Here is an 18678-nt window from a genome sequence, read left to right on the forward strand (position 1 = left end):
CGGGTGCGTGCTGAGGTCAGGGCTCAGCGGCGCAGGATCTCCGACGCCATTGCCAGCCCGGCCTCGCGCTCGGGCTGGATGATCCGGCTGACCCCTAGGCGGGTGAGCGCCTCGACGTGCTGCCGCGAGCCGGCCTTGGCCCAGATCTCGCGGACGCCGAGCTCGTTGAGGGCCGTGGCGGTCATCAGCGAGGCGGCGACGTGGGTCATGCCGAGGACGACGAGCGTGTCCGGGCGGATGTCGAGCTGCCGCAGGGTCTCCTCGTCGCGGGCCTCGGCGATCGCCAGGTGGTCGACCTGGTCGGCGAGTGCGGTGACGGCTGCCTCGTCCACGTCGACACCCAGGACCCGCCGGCCCTCCTCGACGAGGCGCAGCGCGAGCGCCGAGCCAAACCGGCCGAGGCCGATGACGGCGACGTCGTACCTAGCCAACGAGGATCCTCTCCTCCGGGACCTCGTAGCGCCGAGGTCGGTTGCGCAGCGCCAGGGCGGCGCCGAGGGTGATCGGGCCGAGGCGGCCGAGGAACATCATCGCCACGAGGATCAGCTGGCCGGCCGGCGGGATGTCCGCGGTGATGCCGGTGGACATGCCGACGGTGCCGAAGGCCGAGATCGCCTCGAAGAGCACGACGTCGAGGCGGAAGGGGGTGAGCACGAGCAGCGCGCCGGTCGCGGTGGCGACGAGGCCGGTGCCGAGCAGGGCGACGGTGAGCGCCTGACGCATGTTGGCGGGGGAGAGGCGACGGGTGAGCACGCGCACGGTCGGCTCGCCGCGCAGCTCGGCCCAGATGACGAAACCGAGGACGGCGAAGGTGGCGACCTTGATGCCCCCGGCGGTGCCGGCGCTGCCGCCGCCGACGAACATCAGTCCGTCGAGGAGCAGCAGGCTCTCCTGGCGGAGCGCCCCGATGTCGACGCTGTTGAAGCCGGCCGTGCGGGCGACCACGGACTGGAAGGCGGCGGCGAGGACCTTGCCGCCCGTGCCCAACGGGCCGAGCGTGTCCTCGTTGTCCCACTCGACGACGGCGAAGAGCAGGGTGCCGACGACCCACAGTACGACCGAGCCCCAGATGGTGATCGTCGCGTGGATCGTCCACCGCCGGTAGGGCTCGCGCCAGTGACGGAAGAGCTCCCACCACACGGGGAAGCCGAGCCCGCCGATCATCACCGAGAGCATGAGGGGCACGCACATCCACGGGTCCTGCGCCCACTGGACGGCGCTGTCCGGCAGCAGGCCGAAGCCGGCGTTGTTGAAGGCCGAGACCGAGTGGAAGACGCCCGAGTAGACCGCCTCGCCCCACCCGTCGTGGTAGGCCGTCCGCAGCCGGACGGTGAGCACCACAGCGGAGACGAGCTCGACGGCGAGGGTGAAGCGGAGGACGCCGACGAGCACCTGCCCGGGCGTGCGCTGGGCGAGCGAGCGGGCCTCCGCGACGGTGAGGACACCGGCGGGGGCCGAGAGCTTGCGGCCGATGAGCATGACGAGCAGCGTCGCCACGGACATGACGCCGAGGCCGCCGATCTGGATGAGCGCGAGGATGACCAGCTCACCGAAGGTCGACCAGTGGCCACCGGTGTCGACCGTGACGAGCCCGGTGACGCAGGTGGCCGAGGTGGCGGTGAAGAGCGCGGTCAGCGCGTCGGTCGGCTCCCGGCTCTCGGCCGCGAAGGGGGTCATCAGTACGAGCGTCCCGACCGCGATCGTCGCCGCGAAGCCCAGCATGACCGTGCGGGCCGGGTTCGCCACGAGACGGTTGAGCAGATGCGCGCTCGGCGCGGCCTGGTCCACGCCGCAGGACGCTACTCCTCCTCGGAGCAGACGTCGCTCTCCCGGTCCCTGCCCTTCGAGACGTCGGCCGCAGGCGGCCGCCTCCTCAGGACCCGGGAGTCGCGCAGCGCTGTCTCGAAGGGCGTCGGGGCAGACTGAGCTGATGCGCCGCTTCGAAGAGCTCGCCTGGAGCGAGACCCCCAGAGGTGAGATCAGCCTGCGTCGGCGGATCGAGCCGACGCTCACGGTCGAGGTCTACGAGGTCAAGCTCGGTGACGAGTTCCTCATGTCGAGCCTCTTCACGGTTGCCGAGATCGAGCTGGCTCGCCTCGGTCTGGCCAGGGCGAAGGGGGAGCAGCTCGACGTCGTCGTCGGCGGCCTGGGCCTCGGGTGCACCGCCAAGGCGGCGCTGGAGGACCCACGGGTGAGCTCAGTGCTCGTCGTCGACGCCATGCCCGAGGTCATCGACTGGCACGAGCGCGAGCTGCTGCCGGACGCGCCCGCCGTCGTGCGCGACGAGCGCACGCGCCTGCTCCTCGGCAACTTCTTCGAGCTCGCCGCGTCAGAGCACGGCTTCGACCCGGACGAGCCCGGCCGGCTGCACGACGCGGTGCTGCTCGACATCGACCACACGCCGCACCACCTGCTCCACCCCGACCACGCCCCCTTCTACTCGCTCGACGGCCTGCAGCGGCTGCGCGCGCACCTACGTCCCGGCGGCGTCTTCGCCATGTGGTCCGACGACCCGCCGGACGCCGACTTCTGCGCGCTGCTCGAGCAGGTCTTCGAAGAGGTCGAGGCGCACGTCGTCGCCTTCGACAACTTCCTCACGGGCGGGGTGTCGAGCAACACCGTCTACGTCGCGGTCTGAGCCGTCAGCCGGGTCGGTAGGTGTCCCGGCGGCGCGGGGCGGCCTCCGGGTCCTGAGGAGGAGGCCGCCCTGCGGCCGACGTCTCGAAGGGCAGGGATCGGGGCAGGGGTCTGGCCGGGAAACCTGCAGATGGCCGGGAAGGCCGGACATGGCCGCGCAATTGCTCGGCCAGTTGCGGTTATCCCGGCCAAGTCAGACCTTCCCGGCCCGGCGAGCCCCTCCTCCCCGCCTGAAATGCGAGGCCGGGAACAACCTCCCTTCGCTCGTGGTTGAGCCAAGTGAACTCAACTTTTGGGCCACGGATTTGCGCAGGCCGCGGACCGGCTCCTAAGTTGAGCGACAGCAACTCAACTCGCGTCGGGGTGACTACCTCGACCACCCGAACAAAGGAGCGCCTCATGGCTCGTGCCGTTGGCATCGACCTCGGAACCACCAACTCTGCCGTCGCCGTCCTCGAGGGTGGCGAGCCCACGATCATCCCGAACGCCGAGGGTGGCCGCACCACCCCGTCCGTCGTCGCCTTCTCCAAGGGCGGCGAGGTCCTCGTCGGCGACATCGCCAAGCGTCAGGCGGTGACCAACGCCGACCGCACCATCCGCTCGGTCAAGCGCCACATGGGCACCGACTGGACGACCGACGACATCGACGGCAAGAAGTACACCGCCCAGGAGATCAGCGCCCGTACGCTGCAGAAGCTCAAGCGCGACGCCGAGGCCTACCTCGGTGAGGACGTCACCGACGCGGTCATCACCGTCCCCGCCTACTTCGACGACGCCGAGCGCCAGGCCACCAAGGAGGCCGGCGAGATCGCGGGCCTCAACGTCCTGCGCATCGTCAACGAGCCGACGGCGGCCGCCCTGGCCTATGGCCTCGACAAGGGCAAGGAGGACGAGCTCATCCTCGTCTTCGACCTCGGTGGCGGCACCTTCGACGTCTCCCTGCTCGAGGTCGGCAAGGACCCCGAGGACGGCTTCTCCACCATCCAGGTCCGCGCGACCTCCGGTGACAACCAGCTCGGTGGCGACGACTGGGACGAGCGCATCGTCGATCACCTCCTGACCCAGGTGAAGAACAACACCGGCGTCGACCTCTCCGGCGACAAGATCGCCATGCAGCGTCTGCGCGACGCCGCCGAGCAGGCGAAGAAGGAGCTCTCCTCCTCCTCGACCACATCGATCAACCTGCAGTACCTGTCCATGGGCGAGAACGGCCCCATCCACCTCGACGAGTCGCTCTCGCGTGCGAACTTCGAGCAGATGACCAAGGACCTGCTCGACCGGACCAAGACCCCCTTCGAAAACGTCATCAAGGACGCGGGCGTCCAGGTCTCCGACATCGACCACGTGGTCCTCGTCGGCGGCTCCACCCGCATGCCGGCCGTCACCTCGCTCGTCAAGGAGCTGACCGGGGGCAAGGAGCCCAACAAGGGCGTCAACCCGGACGAGGTCGTCGCGCTCGGCGCGGCCCTGCAGGCCGGTGTCCTCAAGGGCGAGCGCAATGACGTCCTGCTCATCGACGTCACGCCGCTCTCCCTCGGCATCGAGACCAAGGGTGGCCTCTTCACCAAGCTCATCGAGCGCAACACCGCCATCCCGACGAAGCGCTCCGAGGTCTTTTCCACCGCCGAGGACAACCAGTCCTCCGTGCTGATCCAGGTCTTCCAGGGTGAGCGCGAGATCGCGCAGCAGAACAAGAACCTCGGCACCTTCGAGCTCTCCGGCATCGCGCCGGCGCCGCGCGGCGTGCCGCAGATCGAGGTCACCTTCGACATCGACGCCAACGGCATCGTCCACGTGACGGCCAAGGACCGGGGCACCGGCCAGGAGCAGAAGATCACCATCTCCGGCGGCTCTGCGCTGTCGAAGGAGGAGATCGAGCGCATGGTCAAGGAGGCCGAGGCGCACGCCGACGAGGACAAGGCCCGGCGCGAGGAGACCGAGGCCCGCAACAACGCGGAAAACCTCGTCTACTCCACCGAGAAGTTCCTCTCCGAGTCCAGCGACAAGCTGACCGACGAGCAGCGCAAGCCCGTCGACGACGCGCTCGCCGACCTCAAGGAGGCCCTCAAGCCGGAGTCCGGCGTGAGCGTCGAGGAGCTGGCCAAGAAGGTCGACACCCTCAACGAGGAGTCGCAGAAGATGGGCGCCGCCCTCTACGCGGCCTCCGCGGAGCAGGGCGAGGGCGCGGCCCCCGGCGGCGACGCCGGCGCCGAGCAGCCCGCTCCCGAGGGTGACGACGACATCGTCGACGCCGAGGTCGTCGACGACGACGAGGAGCAGAAGTGACCGACCCCAACCAGCCGATCGAGCCCGAGGTGACCGCCGACGCGGCGAACCCGGAGGCCGAGGAGCAGGTCGTCGAGGCCGAGGTGGTCGACGAGGACGCGGCCGACGCTGCGCCCAAGTCGGCCACCCCGGCCGACGGGGCCACCGCCCCGGGCGAAGGGGAGGCCACCGGAGACGCCGAGGTCCACCCCGACACGGCCCGCGCCGACCAGCTCCAGGACGACTACCTGCGCCTGCAGGCCGAGTACGTCAACTACAAGCGTCGCGTCGACCGGGACCTCCCGGTGCACAAGGAGCGCGCCGTCCACGACCTGCTCGAGTCGCTCCTGCCGGTCCTCGACGAGATCCACCTCGCCGAGCAGCACGGCGACCTGCCGGAGGGCTCCCCCTTCCGGGCGATCGCCGACAAGCTCGAGCAGGTCCTCACCAAGCAGGGTCTGGAGCGCGTGGGCGTCAAGGGCGAGGCCTTCGACCCCAACGTGCACGAGGCCCTCATGCACGGCGCGTGGGACGCCTCCGACCCGGAGCTGCCGAGCGACGCGACGGCCACGACGGTCGTCACCGTGCTCCAGCCCGGCTACCGCGCCGGCGAGCGCGTCCTGCGCGCCGCCCGCGTCGCGGTCGCCGACCCGCAGTAACCACCACCGAGAGGAGGAGACATGGCCAGTCAGGACTGGTTGGACAAGGACTTCTACGCGGTCTTGGGTGTCGCCAAGGACGCTGATACCGCCGAGATCAAGAAGGCCTACCGCAAGCTCGCCAAGCAGTACCACCCCGACCGCAATGCCGGGGACGACGCCGCCGAGCAGAAGTTCAAGGACGTCGGCGAGGCGCACGCCGTGCTCTCCGACCCGGAGCAGCGTCGTGAGTACGACGCCATCCGCTCGATGGCCGGCGGCGGTGCGCGATTCACCGCCGGCGGCCCGGGTGGGGGCGCAGGCTTCGAGGACATCTTCTCCGCCTTCGGCGGGGGAGGGGGCGGCTCGCGGGTGCGTTACAGCACCGGCGGCGGCTCCCCCTTCGCCGGGGGTGGGGCGGGCGAGCCCGACCTCGAGGACATCCTGTCGATGTTCGGCGGGGGCGGCGGTGCCGGCTTCGGCGGGCAGGGTGCGGGATTCCGCGCCCCGCGGGGCCCGGTCAAGGGCCAGGACCTCACCGCCCGCACCGAGCTGTCCTTCCGCGACGCGGTCGAGGGGCGCACCATCGCCCTGAACGTCAACGGCGAGAAGGTCAACGCCAGGATCCCTGCCGGCGTCAAGGACGGCCAGAAGATCCGCCTGCGCGGCAAGGGAGGCCACGGCGACCAGGGCGGGCCCCGCGGTGACCTCATCCTGACTGTGTCGGTGGGCAAGCACCCGGTCTACGGCCGCGACGGCGACAACCTGACCCTCGACCTGCCGGTGACCTTCGCCGAGGCCGCCCTCGGTGCCACGGTCGCCGTGCCGACCCTCGACGGGTCGCAGGTCAAGGTCAGGATCGCGCCGGGGACCCCGAGCGGCCGCGTCCTGCGGCTCAAGGGACGCGGCATCGCGACGAAGAAGGCCACCGGCGATCTGCTCGCCAAGGTCCAGATCATCGTGCCGACCGAGCTCAGCGAGGCCGAGCGCGAGGCCGTCGAGGTCCTGCGCGATGCTCGCACCGACGACCCGCGCGCCGCGCTGGTCACCGCCGCGAGCGCCTGACCACGACACTGATGGCGAGCCGGTGGCGACGGAGATGACGAAGGGAGGTGGGCCCGATGGCCCGGATCTCAGGACTGAGCAGTGACGACCGCACGCCCGTCTTCGTCATCTCCGTCGCCGCCGAGCTCGCCGGCATGCACGCGCAGACGCTGCGCCAGTACGACCGGATCGGGCTCGTCACCCCGTCGCGCACCCGCGGCGGCGGTCGGCGCTACAGCGCCGCCGACGTCACCCGGCTGCGCGAGGTGCAGCGCCTCTCCCAGGAGGAGGGCGTCTCGCTCGCGGCGATCCAGCGGATCTTCGACCTCGAGCACCAGGTCGAGGCCCTGCGCGCCCGGGTCGCCGAGCTCGACGACGAGTTGGACGCCGCGCGCGAGCAGCTCGGCGAGGGCCGGCGCTTCTTCGCCGTCGGCTCGCAGGGCGACATCGTCGCGCTGCGGCACGGCCAGCGGCCGCGACCCCGCAGCGGCGGGCAGGCGCTCGTCGTGTGGCAGCCGCGCTGAGCCTCCCTTCGCGCCGTCAGACCCGCTCGAGCAGGTCGCCCCACTCCCGCAACCGTCGCTCGACGGCTGCCTGCTCGGCGGCCAGCCGCTTCATCCCGTCACTCGGGTGGATCGGCTCGGGCCACTTCGGGCGGGTCGTGTCCCCTTCGTACTCGCCCCGCAGCCGCCGCCGCACGAGCGGGACGACCTCGTCGCGGACGAACTCCGCCTCGACGCGCACGGAGTGCCGCCATCCGGGCTGGTCGCCGGTCACCAGGTCGCTGAGCTTGAGCGTGTGGGGCACGCCGAGGGCCTCCGCGACGACGGCCGCCATCCGCTTGTGGCCCGGCCGGGCCATGTGGATCCGGTCGAGCGACCACAGCGCCTTGTCGTCGTACTCGCGCAGCAGGTCGTGGTCGACGAGCGTGGCGTCGTGGGTCGACGCGAGGTCGCGGATCGTGGCGTTGAAGGCGTGCACCCGCTTGGTGAGCGGCTTGAGCAGCCCCGTTGCCTGCGGCACGAAGGTCGTGAAGACGATGACCTCGGCACCCGACCCGACGAGCCGCACGAGGGCGCGCTCGTAGCGCTCCGCGATGCCGGTGACGTCCGCGCGCAGGGACAGCAGGTCGTTGCCCCCGGCGCAGAAGGAGATGTGCGTGGGCCGCAGCGCGAGGGCCGCGTCGAGCTGGTCGTCGACGACCTGGTCGAGGAACTTGCTGCGGATCGCGAGGTTGGCATAGCGCCACGTCGGGTCCGCCCGCCCGAGCTGCCGCGCGAGTCGGTCGGCCCACCCGCGCACCTGGTTGGGGTAGTGGAGGTTGGGGTCACCCACGCCCTCGGTGAAGGAGTCGCCGACGGCGACGAAGAGCCCGCTCATGTCCTTCGTCATGCTGGTGGCGGCCTGCCCACCGATCAAGGGGGCGGGGGCTCCCTTCGCCGTCCCGCCGCCGGGAGTTCACCGACGAAGGGGGAGGGCGTCGCGTGCCGATGTCGGTGGGGGCTGGCAGGCTGGCGCCATGCCCCGACCACAGGACGCCGCCTCCGTCTTCGACCGCAAGCACACGCCGCTCATGCGGCTCATCGACGCCACCGACCCGCAGGCCCTCGCCGGGGACAGCCCGTGCGACGAGTGGAGCGGACTCGACGTCATCCAGCACCTCATCGACACGCAGCGCGACTTCCTGCTCAAGGCGGGCGCCGACCTGCCCGACCCGGCGCCGACGGTGGCCGCGCTCGGGCCGGCGACCGCCTGGCGCACGCACGCCGAGGGCGTCGCCCGCCAGCTCGCCGACGACACCCTCGCCGAGCGGCCGTACGAGACGCCCTTCGGCGCGACGACGATCGGCGCGGCCTTCGACCGCTTCTACGGCTTCGACCTGCTCGTCCACCGGTGGGACATCGGCGCGAGCGCCGGGGTGCCGGTCGAGCTGAACGAGGCCGAGCTCGACGAGGTCGAGGCGGCGATCGCCGGCTTCGGCGACGCGATCCGCGGTGACGGGGTGTGCGGCCCGGCGGTCCACGTCGGTCCGGACGCCTCGCGGCAGGACCGGGCGCTCGGCCTCACCGGACGGGACCCCCGCTAGCTGCTCACCGCGGCCGCGAGGCGTCCGAGCGTGTCCTCGAGCTGTGACTCCTGGACGAGCGGGAAGCCGACCTTCTCGAGCAACGCCTTGTCGGTGACGCCGCTCCAGTCGTAGGTGTGCGTGACGAGGGTGCTGTCAGGACCCTGCGGCTCCAGCTCCCACAGCCACTCCCACCCGGGCGGCTCGGTGCCGGCCGGAGCCGTCTTCCACCCCACCATCTTGTGGGGGTCGAAGGCGGTCACGTGGTTGTCCGTCTGGTAGTCGCCGCCCATGTGGTCGCCGGACATGTTCATCGTGAAGACGTCGCCGACGGCCTGGATGCGGTCGGTCTTCTCGTCCGACCGGACGAAGCCGGAGCCGTCGAGCTCCGCGTGCCGCTCGGGATTGGTCAATACCTCGAAGATGTCCTTGGCGGACGCGTCGATGGTGCGCTGGACAGTGATCTTGTTTTCCTGTGCCATCCCCTGACGACACCACGCCCAGCACCTGTTGTCCACCCCCGACGCGTGACAGGCTGGTGCCATGTCCGAGCACCTGATGGTCTTCCCCGACCGGGACGACGCCGACCGCATCGCCGAGGACCTGCGCGACGAGGGCTTCACCGAGGTCCGGGTCGTGCGCGAGGCCCTCGCCGGCGAGGACGACAGCGAGGACCACGAGTGGGCGGTGCACGTGCGCGAGGACATGGTCGCCGACGAGTCGACCGCGGTGGCCCAGGGCCTGCGGGAGCGCTTCGCCGCACTCGCCGAGGAGCACGACGGCTGGTACGACCCGGACCCGGCGACGCGCGCCTGACGCCCCTTCGGCATTGCTGGAACGGGTCACCTTTGTGTCACGATGTCGTGAATACGCGCGCCCAGGGATGCCGAGCACCAGCCATGCAGCCCGGCGGTCCCCATCACGCGGAGGTTGGCACCCGTGTCCGACAGCACCACCCCTGAGAGCCGGCGTGCTCTCGGAGAGCGCGGCATCATCGCGCGGCGCAAGGCACGCCAGAGCCGGCGGTACTACACGCTGACCGCGGCGAGCACGGTCATCCCCGGGCTCGGTCTCATCCGCACCCGCCGGAGGACGGGCATCACCATCGTGACCGCCTTCGTCGCGACGGTCCTCCTCGTGCTCGGCTGGGCCCTGGCCAAGGGCGTGACCTCGTCGATCATCGGGGTCGGCGTGAGCCGGCGGGCGCTCATGGTGCTCATCCCGATCATCGTCATCGGGGCGATCGTGTGGATCTGGGGCATCATCACCACTGCCCGCGACAACCTGCCCGAGGGCACCTCCGGGCGGCCGCGGGTCGCCATGGTCGTCTTCGCGGCGCTCGCGGCGCTCCTCGTCTTCGCCCCCGCGGCGCAGTCGGTGCGCTACGCAGTCATCCAGCGCTCGCTCATCGGCTCGGTCTTCGAGGACCTGCGGCCCGATGGTGCCGCGGCTCCCGGCGAGGGCGACGACCCGTGGGCCGGCACCGACCGGGTCAACATCATGCTCGTCGGCTCGGACGCCGGAGCCGACCGCGACGGCATCCGCCCCGACTCGCTCATGGTCGCGAGCGTCGACACGCAGACCGGTGAGACGGTGCTCTTCGGCATCCCGCGCAACCTGCAAAACATCCCCTTCTCCGACAGCAACCCCCTCAAGCAGAAGTACCCTGACGGCTTCAACTGCGGCGACCAGTGCCTCATGGAGTACGTCTGGACGCTCGGGCGCGACAACGCCGACCTCTTCCCGGCGGACGTCAACCCGGGGCTCGTCGCGACCAAGGACGCCGCCTCCGAGATCCTCGGGCTGCACATCGACTACACGACCGTCATCAACCTCGAGGGCTTCACCCAGCTCGTCGACGCGATGGGCGGCGTGACCGTCGACGTCAAGGAGCGCGTGTGCATCGGCTGCAAGATCGAAGGGGGTGTCGTCGTCGGCACCACCGGCTACATCGAGCCGGGGGTGCAGGAGCTCGACGGCTACCACGCCCTCTGGTACTCGCGCTCGCGTGCCGACTCCGCCGACGGTGACTTCTCGCGGATGCGGCGTCAGCGCTGCATGGTCGGAGCGCTGCTCAACCAGGTCAACCCGACGTCGATGCTCGTGCGCTACCCCGCGCTGGCCAAGACCCTGCAGGACAACGTGACGGTCGACATCCCGCAGCAGGACCTCAAGGCCTGGGCCGAGCTCGTCCTGCGCATCCAGGACGGCGGCACCATCAAGTCGCTGCCCCTGACCAACAAGAACATCGACGTCAACCGCCCGGACTACGACAAGATCCACACGATGGTCGACGAGGCCATCAACCCGCCGGAGCCGGAGCCGAAGAAGTCGACGACGAAGAAGAAGACGACCTCGACGACGTCGTCGACGACCTCCGCCACGTCGTCGAGCACGACCAGCGGTGACGAGCTGAGCGACATCACGGCCAGCTGCTGAGCCTGGTCCCCCTTCGTCCGGAGGCGGGCGGCGCACTGCAGCACGCTCACCCCAGAGTTGAGCGGAATAGACTCAACTCTGAGGAGGTTGTTCCAGACAGAGATCATCCGCCAGCCGTAGAGGAGACCCATGGACTTCCAGCCCACCACCAAGGTGGCCGAGGCACTCGCCCTGGCCCAGCGTTCGGCCCAGACCCAGGGGCACCCCGAGGTCACGCCCGAGCACCTCGTCAGCGCCCTCGTGCAGCTCGACACACCGCAGTGCGACACCCTCCTGCAGGCCGCCGGGACCGGCGCCGGGCACGTCCTCGCGCAGGCCGATGCGGCCGTGCGCTCGTTGCCGACCACGAGCGGTGCGGCGGCCTCCCCGACGCTCGGGCGCAGCCTGCTCGCTGTGCTCCAGCAGGCCGACACCCTCATGCGGGCGAAGGGGGACACGCACCTCGCCCTCGACCTGCTCCTGCTCGCGCTCGCCGAGACGGGCCACCTCGCGGCCGTCGAGTCCCGCGGCGCCCGCGACATGGAGGCGAAGATCGACGAGCTGCGCGCCGGGCGCAAGGTGACGTCCGAGACGCCCGCCGAGGGCGGCGAGTCGCTCGAGCAGTACGGCACCGACCTGACCCAGGCCGCCCGCGACGGCAAGCTCGACCCGGTCATCGGGCGGGACGCCGAGATCCGCCGCGTCGTCCAGGTGCTCTCCCGCCGGACGAAGAACAACCCGGTCCTCATCGGTGAGCCCGGCGTCGGCAAGACCGCCGTCGTCGAGGGCCTGGCCCAGCGGATCGTCGACGGTGACGTGCCCGAGTCGTTGCGCGACAAGCGGTTGGTCAGCCTCGACCTCGGCGCGATGGTCGCCGGCGCCAAGTACCGCGGCGAGTTCGAGGAGCGGCTCAAGGCCGTGCTCGAGGAGATCAAGGCCAGCGACGGGCAGATCATCACCTTCATCGACGAGCTGCACACCGTCGTCGGCGCCGGCGCGTCCGGTGAGGGCGCCATGGACGCGGGCAACATGCTCAAGCCGATGCTCGCCCGCGGCGAGCTGCGGCTCGTCGGCGCGACGACGCTCGACGAGTTCCGCGAGCACATCGAAAAGGACCCGGCCCTGGAGCGGCGCTTCCAGCAGGTCTTCGTCGGTGAGCCGAGCGTCGAAGACACCATCGCGATCCTGCGCGGCCTCAAGGAGCGCTACGAGGCCCACCACAAGGTCAGGATCGAGGACACCGCGCTCGTCGCGGCGGCCACGCTGTCGGACCGCTACATCACCGGCCGGCAGCTGCCCGACAAGGCGATCGACCTCGTCGACGAGGCCGCGTCGAGGCTGCGGATGGAGATCGACTCCAGCCCCGTCGAGATCGACGAGCTGCGCCGTGCCGTCGACCGGCTGAAGATGGAGGAGCTGCACCTGGCCAAGGAGTCGGACGCCGCCTCCGTCGACCGGCTCGAGCGGCTGCGCGCCGACCTCGCCGACAAGTCCGAGGAGCTCGCCGCGCTCACCGCGCGCTGGGAGGCGGAGAAGTCCGGTCTCAACCGCGTCGGTGACCTCAAGGCGCGGGTCGACGAGCTGCGCACGGAGGCCGACCGTTTGCTGCGCGACAACGACCTCGAGGGCGCCTCGCGGTTGCTCCACGGCGACATCCCCGCCGCCGAGCAGGAGCTGGCGGCCGCCCAGGCGCAGGAGTCGGAGGTCGAGGCGAGCGACAGCTCGCCGATGGTCAAGGAGCGCGTCGGCAGCGACGACATCGCCGAGGTCATCTCGGCGTGGACCGGCATCCCCGCCGGTCGTCTGCTCCAGGGCGAGACCGAAAAGCTGCTGAGCATGGAGTCGATCATCGGCTCGCGGCTCATCGGCCAGGCCGATGCCGTGCGTGCGGTCTCCGACGCGGTGCGGCGCTCGCGGGCCGGCATCGCCGACCCCAACCGGCCGACCGGGTCCTTCCTCTTCCTCGGCCCGACCGGTGTCGGCAAGACCGAGCTGGCCAAGTCGCTGGCCGACTTCCTCTTCGACGACGAGCGCGCGATGGTGCGCATCGACATGTCGGAGTACGCCGAGAGGCACGCGGTCGCGCGCCTCATCGGTGCGCCCCCCGGCTACGTCGGCTACGAGGAGGGTGGCCAGCTCACCGAGGCCGTGCGCCGGCGTCCCTACTCCGTCGTCCTGCTCGACGAGGTGGAGAAGGCCCACCCCGAGACCTTCGACATCCTCCTGCAGGTCCTCGACGACGGGCGCCTGACCGACGGGCAGGGCCGCACGGTCGACTTCCGCAATGTCATCCTCGTCATGACCTCCAACCTCGGCAGCCAGTTCCTCACCGACCCCCTGCTCGAGGGTGAGGCGCGCCGTGAGTCCGTCATGGGCGTCGTGCGGCAAGCCTTCAAGCCGGAGTTCCTCAACCGGCTCGACGAGATCGTCATCTTCGACGCGCTGAGCCGCGACGAGCTCGGCCACATCGTCGAGCTGCAGGTGCGCGAGCTCGCGAGTCGGCTCGCCGACCGTCGGATCCACCTCGAGGTCACTCCGGCGGCTCGCGAATGGCTCGCCGAGACCGGCTACGACCCGGCCTACGGCGCCCGCCCGCTGCGCCGCCTCGTGCAGCGCGAGATCGGTGACCGGCTGGCCACCGCCCTGCTCTCCGGCGACGTGCGTGACGGCTCGACCGTCGTCGTCGACCGCGACGAGGAGGGTGGCGGGCTCTCCCTTCGCTGAGGGGCGCTGGATGGTTGTGTGTTGAAGCGGTAGTCCCCGGTGCCGGCAGGTCCCCGTGAGGGGCTGCCGGCACCGGGACTACCTTTTCGTCCCGGGGCTGGCAGGCTGGGGGCGTGCGAGCTCGCGAACACGTCCTCGTGGTCGGCGGCGGCATCGCTGGCCTGGCCCTGACCGTCGCCCTCGACCCTCGTCGGGTCCACGTGACCCTCGTCGAGGAGCGACCCGAGCGGGCCGGTGCCGGCACGGTCCTGGCCATGTGGCGCGGCGGGCGCGAAGCCCTGGACGCGATCGGCGTGGGCGACCGGGTGCGGGCCGCGTCCTTCTCGGTGACGGGTGGAGCGCTGCGCCGCTGCGACGGTCGGGCCCTGCACGACCTGCGCCCCACGGACACGGCCCGGCTGTGGTTCGTCCCGCGACCCGAGCTCGTCGCCGCCCTCGAGGCGGCGATCCCCCCGTCGGTCACCCGGGTGACCCGGCAGGTGACCGACCCCCGCGCACTGGCTGCGGAGGTCGGTGCCGACCTCGTCGTCGGGGCGGACGGGGTGCGCTCGGCCGTGCGCCAGCGCACCTGGGCGGGGTCGGCCCCGGTCGTCACCGACTGGGTCGCGCTGCGCGGCCACCTGCCCGGTCCGCCGGTGACGACGGCGACGGAGTGGTGGGGCCGCGGCGGGCTCTTCGGCATGACGCCGGGGCCGCAGGGGGCGGCCTGGTTTGCGGCCGTTCGCGGTGACCGCCGGAGCACCGACGTCGACCGTGACGAGGTCGTGGCGCTGGCGCGCGGTCGGCTCGCCGACTGGGACCCGCGGGTGGGAGAGGTGCTGGCGGCCGTGGGGGACGCTGCCGACGCACAACGGGTGCTGCTCGCGCCCGCCCTGCGCACCTCCGTCGGCGACGGGGTCGTGCTCATCGGCGACGCCGCCCACGCGATGGGCCCGAACCTCGGGCGGGGTGCCAACGAAGCCCTCGCCGACGCCGCCGCCCTCGCCGACCTCGTCCACCGCCACGGGACGAAGGGAGCGCCCCGCGCCTTCGCCCGACGCCGCCACCTGCGGGGGCAGGTGCTGCGGGCGGCGTCCCTCCCCGCCCTTCGGCTGGCGACGAGCCGGCTCTGGTCGCCCGTATTTCCCTAGGGAAATGCGCACGTAGGCCCGAATTTCCCTAGGGAAATGCGCACGGGGGCCCGAATTTCCCTAGGGAAATGCGCACGGGGGGCCCGAATTTCCCTAGGGAAATGCGGGGGAGGGGTGTCAGCCCCGGGTGACGAGGACGGGCACGGGGGAGTCGAGAAGGACCCGCTGCACGGTCGAGCCCATGATGAGCTTGCCGACGGGGGAGCGGCGGCGCGACCCGATGACGAGGAGCTCGGCCGAGGCCTCCGCCGCGAGCCCCAGGATCGCCTCGGCGACGTCGCCCCGGGTGGCCGCGGTCGCGATGCGGGTGGGCACGTCACCGGCGCCCTCGATCGTGGGGACGTGCTCGGCGATCGACGCGCGCACCGCGTCCTCGGCCTCGCTGGTTGCGCTCTCCGCACGGTCGACGACGTGCAGGACGACGAGCTCGGCTCCGCGGAGCACCGACTCGCGCAGGGCGAGGTCGAGTGCGGCCCGGCCGGCGGGGGTGCGGCTGTGCGCGACGGCGATGATCATGGGCGTCAACCTACTGGAGCGGCACCCCGTGTGTGACGTGGGTCATGCAATGGTGACATCATGGGGGACCCCTGTCCCCGCCTCTCCGGCTCTTCAACGACGAAGGTGGTCTCACCCGTGGTAGCCCGCGCCCACGTCATGCGCATCATCGGGATCCTCGCCGTCATCGTCCTCGCGGTCTTCGCCGTGCGGGACGCGCGTGGCTCCGCACAAGGGGCCGGCGCCCGCAGCCAGCTCACCCTCATCGCCCCGGCGGCCGTCGGTGGTGGCTGGGACCTCGTCGCCCGCGAGTCGCAGCAGGCGCTGCGCAGCGACGGCATCGTCAACTCCGTCAACGTCGTCAACGTCCCCGGTGCCGGCGGCACCATCGGCCTGAGCCAGCTCATCGGCATGGAGGGTGACGGCTCGACCATGATGGTCACCGGCACCGTCATGCTCGGGGGCATCACCCAGGCCGGTGGCCAGCGCGACCTCGAGGACACGACGGTCATCGCCCGCCTCGCGGAGGACTTCGAGGTCATCGCGGTGCCTGCGGACTCCGAGTTCAAGACCCTCGACGACCTGCTCGAGGCGTGGAAGAAGGACCCCGGCGCCATGCCCATCGGCGGCGGCTCGGCCGGTGGCATCGACCACCTCGTCGCCGCGCAGCTGGCCCGGGCGGCCGGGATCGACCCGGAGGAGCTGCACTACACGCCGCACTCCGGCGGGGGCGAGCTGACCCAGTCGCTCACCTCGACTGCCCAGGGCACCGTCGGCGTCGGCATCAGTGGCTACAACGACTTCCGTGACCTCATCGAGGGCGGGCGCCTGCGGGCACTGGCCGTCGTCGCCCCCGAGCGACTCGAAGGGGTCGACACCCCGACGATGGAGGAGCTCGGCTACGAGGAGGTCGACCTCGTCAACTGGCGCGGCTTCGTCGCTCCTCCCGGCATCAGCGACGCGCAGCGTCGTGAGCTCGAGGACATCGTCGACGAGATGGTCGCAACCGACAGCTGGGGCGAGGCCGTGGAGACCAACCGGTGGGTCGTCAACCCCGCCGAGGGCGAGGAGTTCGAGGACTTCGTCGCGAGCGAGCAAAAGCGCATCAACGAGCTGATGAAGGAGCTGGGGCTGGTATGAGTGCCGCGCCCGACACCACCACTGCCACCGTCCGCCCCAAGGTCGACCTCGGGGCCCTGATCATCCCGGCCGTCGTCGCCGCCGTCGGGGTCTTCCTCGTCGCCGGCATCCTCGGCATGCGCGTCGCCGGTGACGGCGGGATCTTCGGGCCCAAGGCCTTCCCGTGGATCGTCGCGGTCCTCTGCTTCGTCGTCGCGACGCTCATGACCGTCGAGGTGCTGCGCCCGCGCCCGGTCACCGTCACCGCCGACCCGGGCGACGAGGCCGACGCGATCCTCGACCTGGCGCCGCCGGAGCCCGAGGCCAGCAACTGGCGCTCGCTGCTCATCGTCGCCGCGGGGGTGCTCCTCTTCGTCGCCCTGCTCCAGCCGCTCGGCTGGCTCATCGCCGGCTCGCTGCTCTTCGCCGTCGTCGGCTTCGGCCTCGGCGCCCGCAGCCCGCTAGGGCTGGTGCTCGGCGGGGTCGGGATGACCTCCGCGATCCAGATCGTCTTCAGCGGCTTCCTCGGCATCCACGTGCCGGCCGGGATCCTCGGGTGATGTGACGTGGACCAGATCACCAACCTCCTCAACGGTTTCGGCGACATCCTCACGCCCGAAAACCTCGTCTTCGTCTTCGTCGGGGCCCTCATGGGCACCGCCGTCGGGGTCCTGCCCGGCCTCGGCTCGGCCATGGCGGTCGCCCTCCTCCTGCCGCTCACGGCCAGCCTCGACCCCCTCGCCGCGCTGGCGATGCTCTCGGCGATCTACTTCGGTGGCCTCTTCGGTGACTCCATCGCCGGCATCCTCATGAACACCCCGGGCAACAGCACCGCGATCGCGTCATCGCTCGAAGGGCATCGGATGGCCCTGTCGGGCCGTGCCCCGCAGGCCCTGGCCACCGCGGCCCTCGGCGCCTTCATCGGTGGCATCATCTCGACGCTCATCGTCGTCTTCTTCGCGCCGGCACTGGCGGACGCCGCCGTGAAGTTCGGCCCCGCCGAGTACTTCGCCCTCGCCGTCTTCGCCTTCGTCGCCATCGCGACCGTCGTCTCCGACTCGGCGATCCGCGGCCTTGCCGCGCTGGCGATCGGCCTGGCCATCGCCATGGTGGGCATCGACCAGCCGACGGGGACGGAGCGCTTCACCTTCGGCCTGCGGACCCTCTTCGACGGCATCGACATCGTCGTGCTCACCGTCGCCCTCCTCGCGCTCGGCGAGGTCTTCCACCAGGCCTCCCGCATCGGCCGGTCCGACGAGGCCAAGCTGCTCCCGACGAAGGGGAGGCCCTTCCTCTCCCGCGCGGAGTTCCGCCAGGCGCTGCCGGCCTGGCTGCGCGGCACCGGCTTCGGCGTCCCCTTCGGCGTCATCCCCGTCGGTGGCGCCGAGGTGCCGACCTTCCTCTCCTACGGCACCGAGCGGGCCCTCGACCGTCGCCGGGCGGAGCCGACCTTCGGCAACGGCTCGATCCAGGGTGTCGCCGGCCCCGAGGCCGCGGGCAATGCGACGGCCGGCACCGCCATGGGCGCGCTGCTCGCGCTCGGCCTGCCGACATCGGCGACGGCAGCGGTCATGCTCATCGCCTTCCGGCAGTACGGCATGCAGCCGGGGCCGCTGCTCTTCGAGCGCAATGCCGACATCGTGTGGGCGCTGCTCGCGAGCCTCTTCATCGGCATGGTCGCCCTGCTCATCCTCAACCTGCCGCTCGCGCCGATGTGGGCCCAGCTGCTCAAGCTGCCCAAGGCCTACCTCTACGCCGGCATCAGCCTGCTCGCCTCCTTCGGCGTCTACGCGACGGCGGCGAGCACGACCGACCTGCTGCTGATGTTCGGCCTCGGTCTGCTCGGCTTCGCGATGCGGCGCTACGACGTGCCGATCGCGCCGGTGCTCATCGGTGTCATCCTCGGCCCGCTCGCCGAGTACAACCTGCGCGACGCCATGGGCAACTCGGGCAACGACCCCTTCGTGCTCGTCAGCTCGCCGATCACGATCGTCCTCTACGTCCTGCTCGCCGCCGGCGTCGTCTGGGGTCTGCTGCGGCGCCGCCGCGCCGCCAGCTCGGACTTCTGAGGTCCGACCGGCCCCACCGCGGCCCAGCTCACGATCGTGTGGGCTGGGTCGCGGTGGTGTCGCCACCGGTACCC

Annotated in this window: 18 protein-coding genes; 13 read left to right on the forward strand and 5 right to left on the reverse strand. The window is 71.2% G+C overall.

Going from position 1 to position 18678, the window contains the following annotated elements; translation table 11 throughout:
- Positions 1–23: 23 nt before the first annotated feature.
- Positions 24–431 carry a potassium channel family protein gene (locus AB4Y78_RS14960; RefSeq protein WP_007924928.1) on the reverse strand — a complete coding sequence of 136 codons (408 nt, stop codon included), beginning with the start codon at positions 429–431 and terminating at the stop codon, positions 24–26.
- Entirely contained in the window at positions 424–1788 is a 1365-nt protein-coding gene (locus tag AB4Y78_RS14965) for a TrkH family potassium uptake protein (protein ID WP_265230144.1), read from the reverse strand. Before AB4Y78_RS14965 ends, AB4Y78_RS14960 begins: the two co-directional genes overlap by 8 nt.
- Positions 1789–1930: 142 nt before the next feature.
- Here AB4Y78_RS14965 and AB4Y78_RS14970 point away from each other — a divergent pair, with 142 nt between their 5' ends.
- The 5 genes from AB4Y78_RS14970 to AB4Y78_RS14990 all read left to right on the forward strand — a co-directional run bounded on the left by AB4Y78_RS14970 (position 1931) and on the right by AB4Y78_RS14990 (position 7108).
- Positions 1931–2638, forward strand: a complete 708-nt coding sequence (locus tag AB4Y78_RS14970; RefSeq protein ID WP_441715155.1) for a spermidine synthase — start codon at positions 1931–1933, stop codon at positions 2636–2638.
- Positions 2639–3036: 398 nt separating this feature from the next.
- Entirely contained in the window at positions 3037–4923 is a 1887-nt protein-coding gene (gene dnaK, locus AB4Y78_RS14975) for a molecular chaperone DnaK (protein ID WP_441715157.1), read from the forward strand.
- A complete protein-coding gene (locus AB4Y78_RS14980; protein WP_068424116.1) occupies positions 4920–5561 on the forward strand; it encodes a nucleotide exchange factor GrpE in 642 nt (213 codons plus the stop codon). Before dnaK ends, AB4Y78_RS14980 begins: the two co-directional genes overlap by 4 nt.
- A gap of 21 nt (positions 5562–5582) precedes the next feature.
- A complete protein-coding gene (locus AB4Y78_RS14985; protein ID WP_441715160.1) occupies positions 5583–6605 on the forward strand; it encodes a DnaJ C-terminal domain-containing protein in 1023 nt (340 codons plus the stop codon).
- Between the two features lie 56 nt (positions 6606–6661).
- On the forward strand, positions 6662–7108 hold the full coding sequence (locus AB4Y78_RS14990) for a heat shock protein transcriptional repressor HspR (protein ID WP_007924920.1): 447 nt from the start codon (positions 6662–6664) through the stop codon (positions 7106–7108).
- Positions 7109–7124: 16 nt separating this feature from the next.
- On the opposite strand, the gene AB4Y78_RS14995 is transcribed toward AB4Y78_RS14990, so the two are convergent.
- Positions 7125–7964: an SGNH/GDSL hydrolase family protein gene (locus AB4Y78_RS14995; protein ID WP_441715162.1), complete on the reverse strand. Its 840-nt coding sequence runs from the start codon at positions 7962–7964 to the stop codon at positions 7125–7127.
- Positions 7965–8103: 139 nt separating this feature from the next.
- Between AB4Y78_RS14995 and AB4Y78_RS15000 the strand changes: the two genes are divergently transcribed.
- Entirely contained in the window at positions 8104–8670 is a 567-nt protein-coding gene (locus AB4Y78_RS15000; protein WP_441715164.1) for a maleylpyruvate isomerase family mycothiol-dependent enzyme, read from the forward strand.
- Here AB4Y78_RS15000 and AB4Y78_RS15005 read toward each other — a convergent pair.
- Positions 8667–9131, reverse strand: a complete 465-nt coding sequence (locus tag AB4Y78_RS15005; RefSeq protein ID WP_441715166.1) for an SRPBCC family protein — start codon at positions 9129–9131, stop codon at positions 8667–8669. The two genes, AB4Y78_RS15000 and AB4Y78_RS15005, sit on opposite strands and share 4 nt — an antisense overlap.
- A 61-nt stretch (positions 9132–9192) precedes the next feature.
- Between AB4Y78_RS15005 and AB4Y78_RS15010 the strand changes: the two genes are divergently transcribed.
- The 4 genes from AB4Y78_RS15010 (at position 9193) to AB4Y78_RS15025 (ending at position 14921) form a co-directional block, all read left to right on the forward strand.
- The gene (locus tag AB4Y78_RS15010; protein WP_265230137.1) at positions 9193–9465 is read left to right on the forward strand and encodes a ribonuclease E inhibitor RraB; all 273 of its coding nucleotides are present in this window, start codon (positions 9193–9195) and stop codon (positions 9463–9465) included.
- 123 nt (positions 9466–9588) lie between these two features.
- Positions 9589–11088 (forward strand): LCP family protein, encoded by a 1500-nt coding sequence (locus tag AB4Y78_RS15015; RefSeq protein WP_441715168.1) that lies wholly within the window; start codon positions 9589–9591, stop codon positions 11086–11088.
- 129 nt (positions 11089–11217) lie between these two features.
- Complete coding sequence (clpB, locus tag AB4Y78_RS15020; RefSeq protein ID WP_441715169.1) at positions 11218–13791, forward strand: ATP-dependent chaperone ClpB; 2574 nt, start codon at positions 11218–11220, stop codon at positions 13789–13791.
- Positions 13792–13904: 113 nt separating this feature from the next.
- Entirely contained in the window at positions 13905–14921 is a 1017-nt protein-coding gene (locus AB4Y78_RS15025) for an FAD-dependent oxidoreductase (protein ID WP_441715170.1), read from the forward strand.
- Between the two features lie 117 nt (positions 14922–15038).
- Here the strand turns inward: AB4Y78_RS15025 and AB4Y78_RS15030 are convergent, their stop codons facing one another.
- Complete coding sequence (locus tag AB4Y78_RS15030; protein WP_007924907.1) at positions 15039–15437, reverse strand: universal stress protein; 399 nt, start codon at positions 15435–15437, stop codon at positions 15039–15041.
- A gap of 117 nt (positions 15438–15554) precedes the next feature.
- Here AB4Y78_RS15030 and AB4Y78_RS15035 point away from each other — a divergent pair, with 117 nt between their 5' ends.
- The 3 genes from AB4Y78_RS15035 to AB4Y78_RS15045 are packed head-to-tail and all read left to right on the forward strand — an operon-like array spanning position 15555 to position 18604.
- Positions 15555–16556, forward strand: coding sequence for a Bug family tripartite tricarboxylate transporter substrate binding protein (locus AB4Y78_RS15035; protein ID WP_259910867.1), 1002 nt, complete (start codon positions 15555–15557; stop codon positions 16554–16556).
- On the forward strand, positions 16553–17095 hold the full coding sequence (locus AB4Y78_RS15040; RefSeq protein ID WP_387356647.1) for a tripartite tricarboxylate transporter TctB family protein: 543 nt from the start codon (positions 16553–16555) through the stop codon (positions 17093–17095). Before AB4Y78_RS15035 ends, AB4Y78_RS15040 begins: the two co-directional genes overlap by 4 nt.
- 6 nt (positions 17096–17101) lie before the next feature.
- On the forward strand, positions 17102–18604 hold the full coding sequence (locus AB4Y78_RS15045; protein ID WP_259910871.1) for a tripartite tricarboxylate transporter permease: 1503 nt from the start codon (positions 17102–17104) through the stop codon (positions 18602–18604).
- Positions 18605–18678: the final 74 nt, after the last annotated feature.

Origin of the sequence: Janibacter sp. RAF52, assembly GCF_052114035.1 — a bacterium.
Lineage (GTDB): Bacteria > Actinomycetota > Actinomycetes > Actinomycetales > Dermatophilaceae > Janibacter > Janibacter hoylei.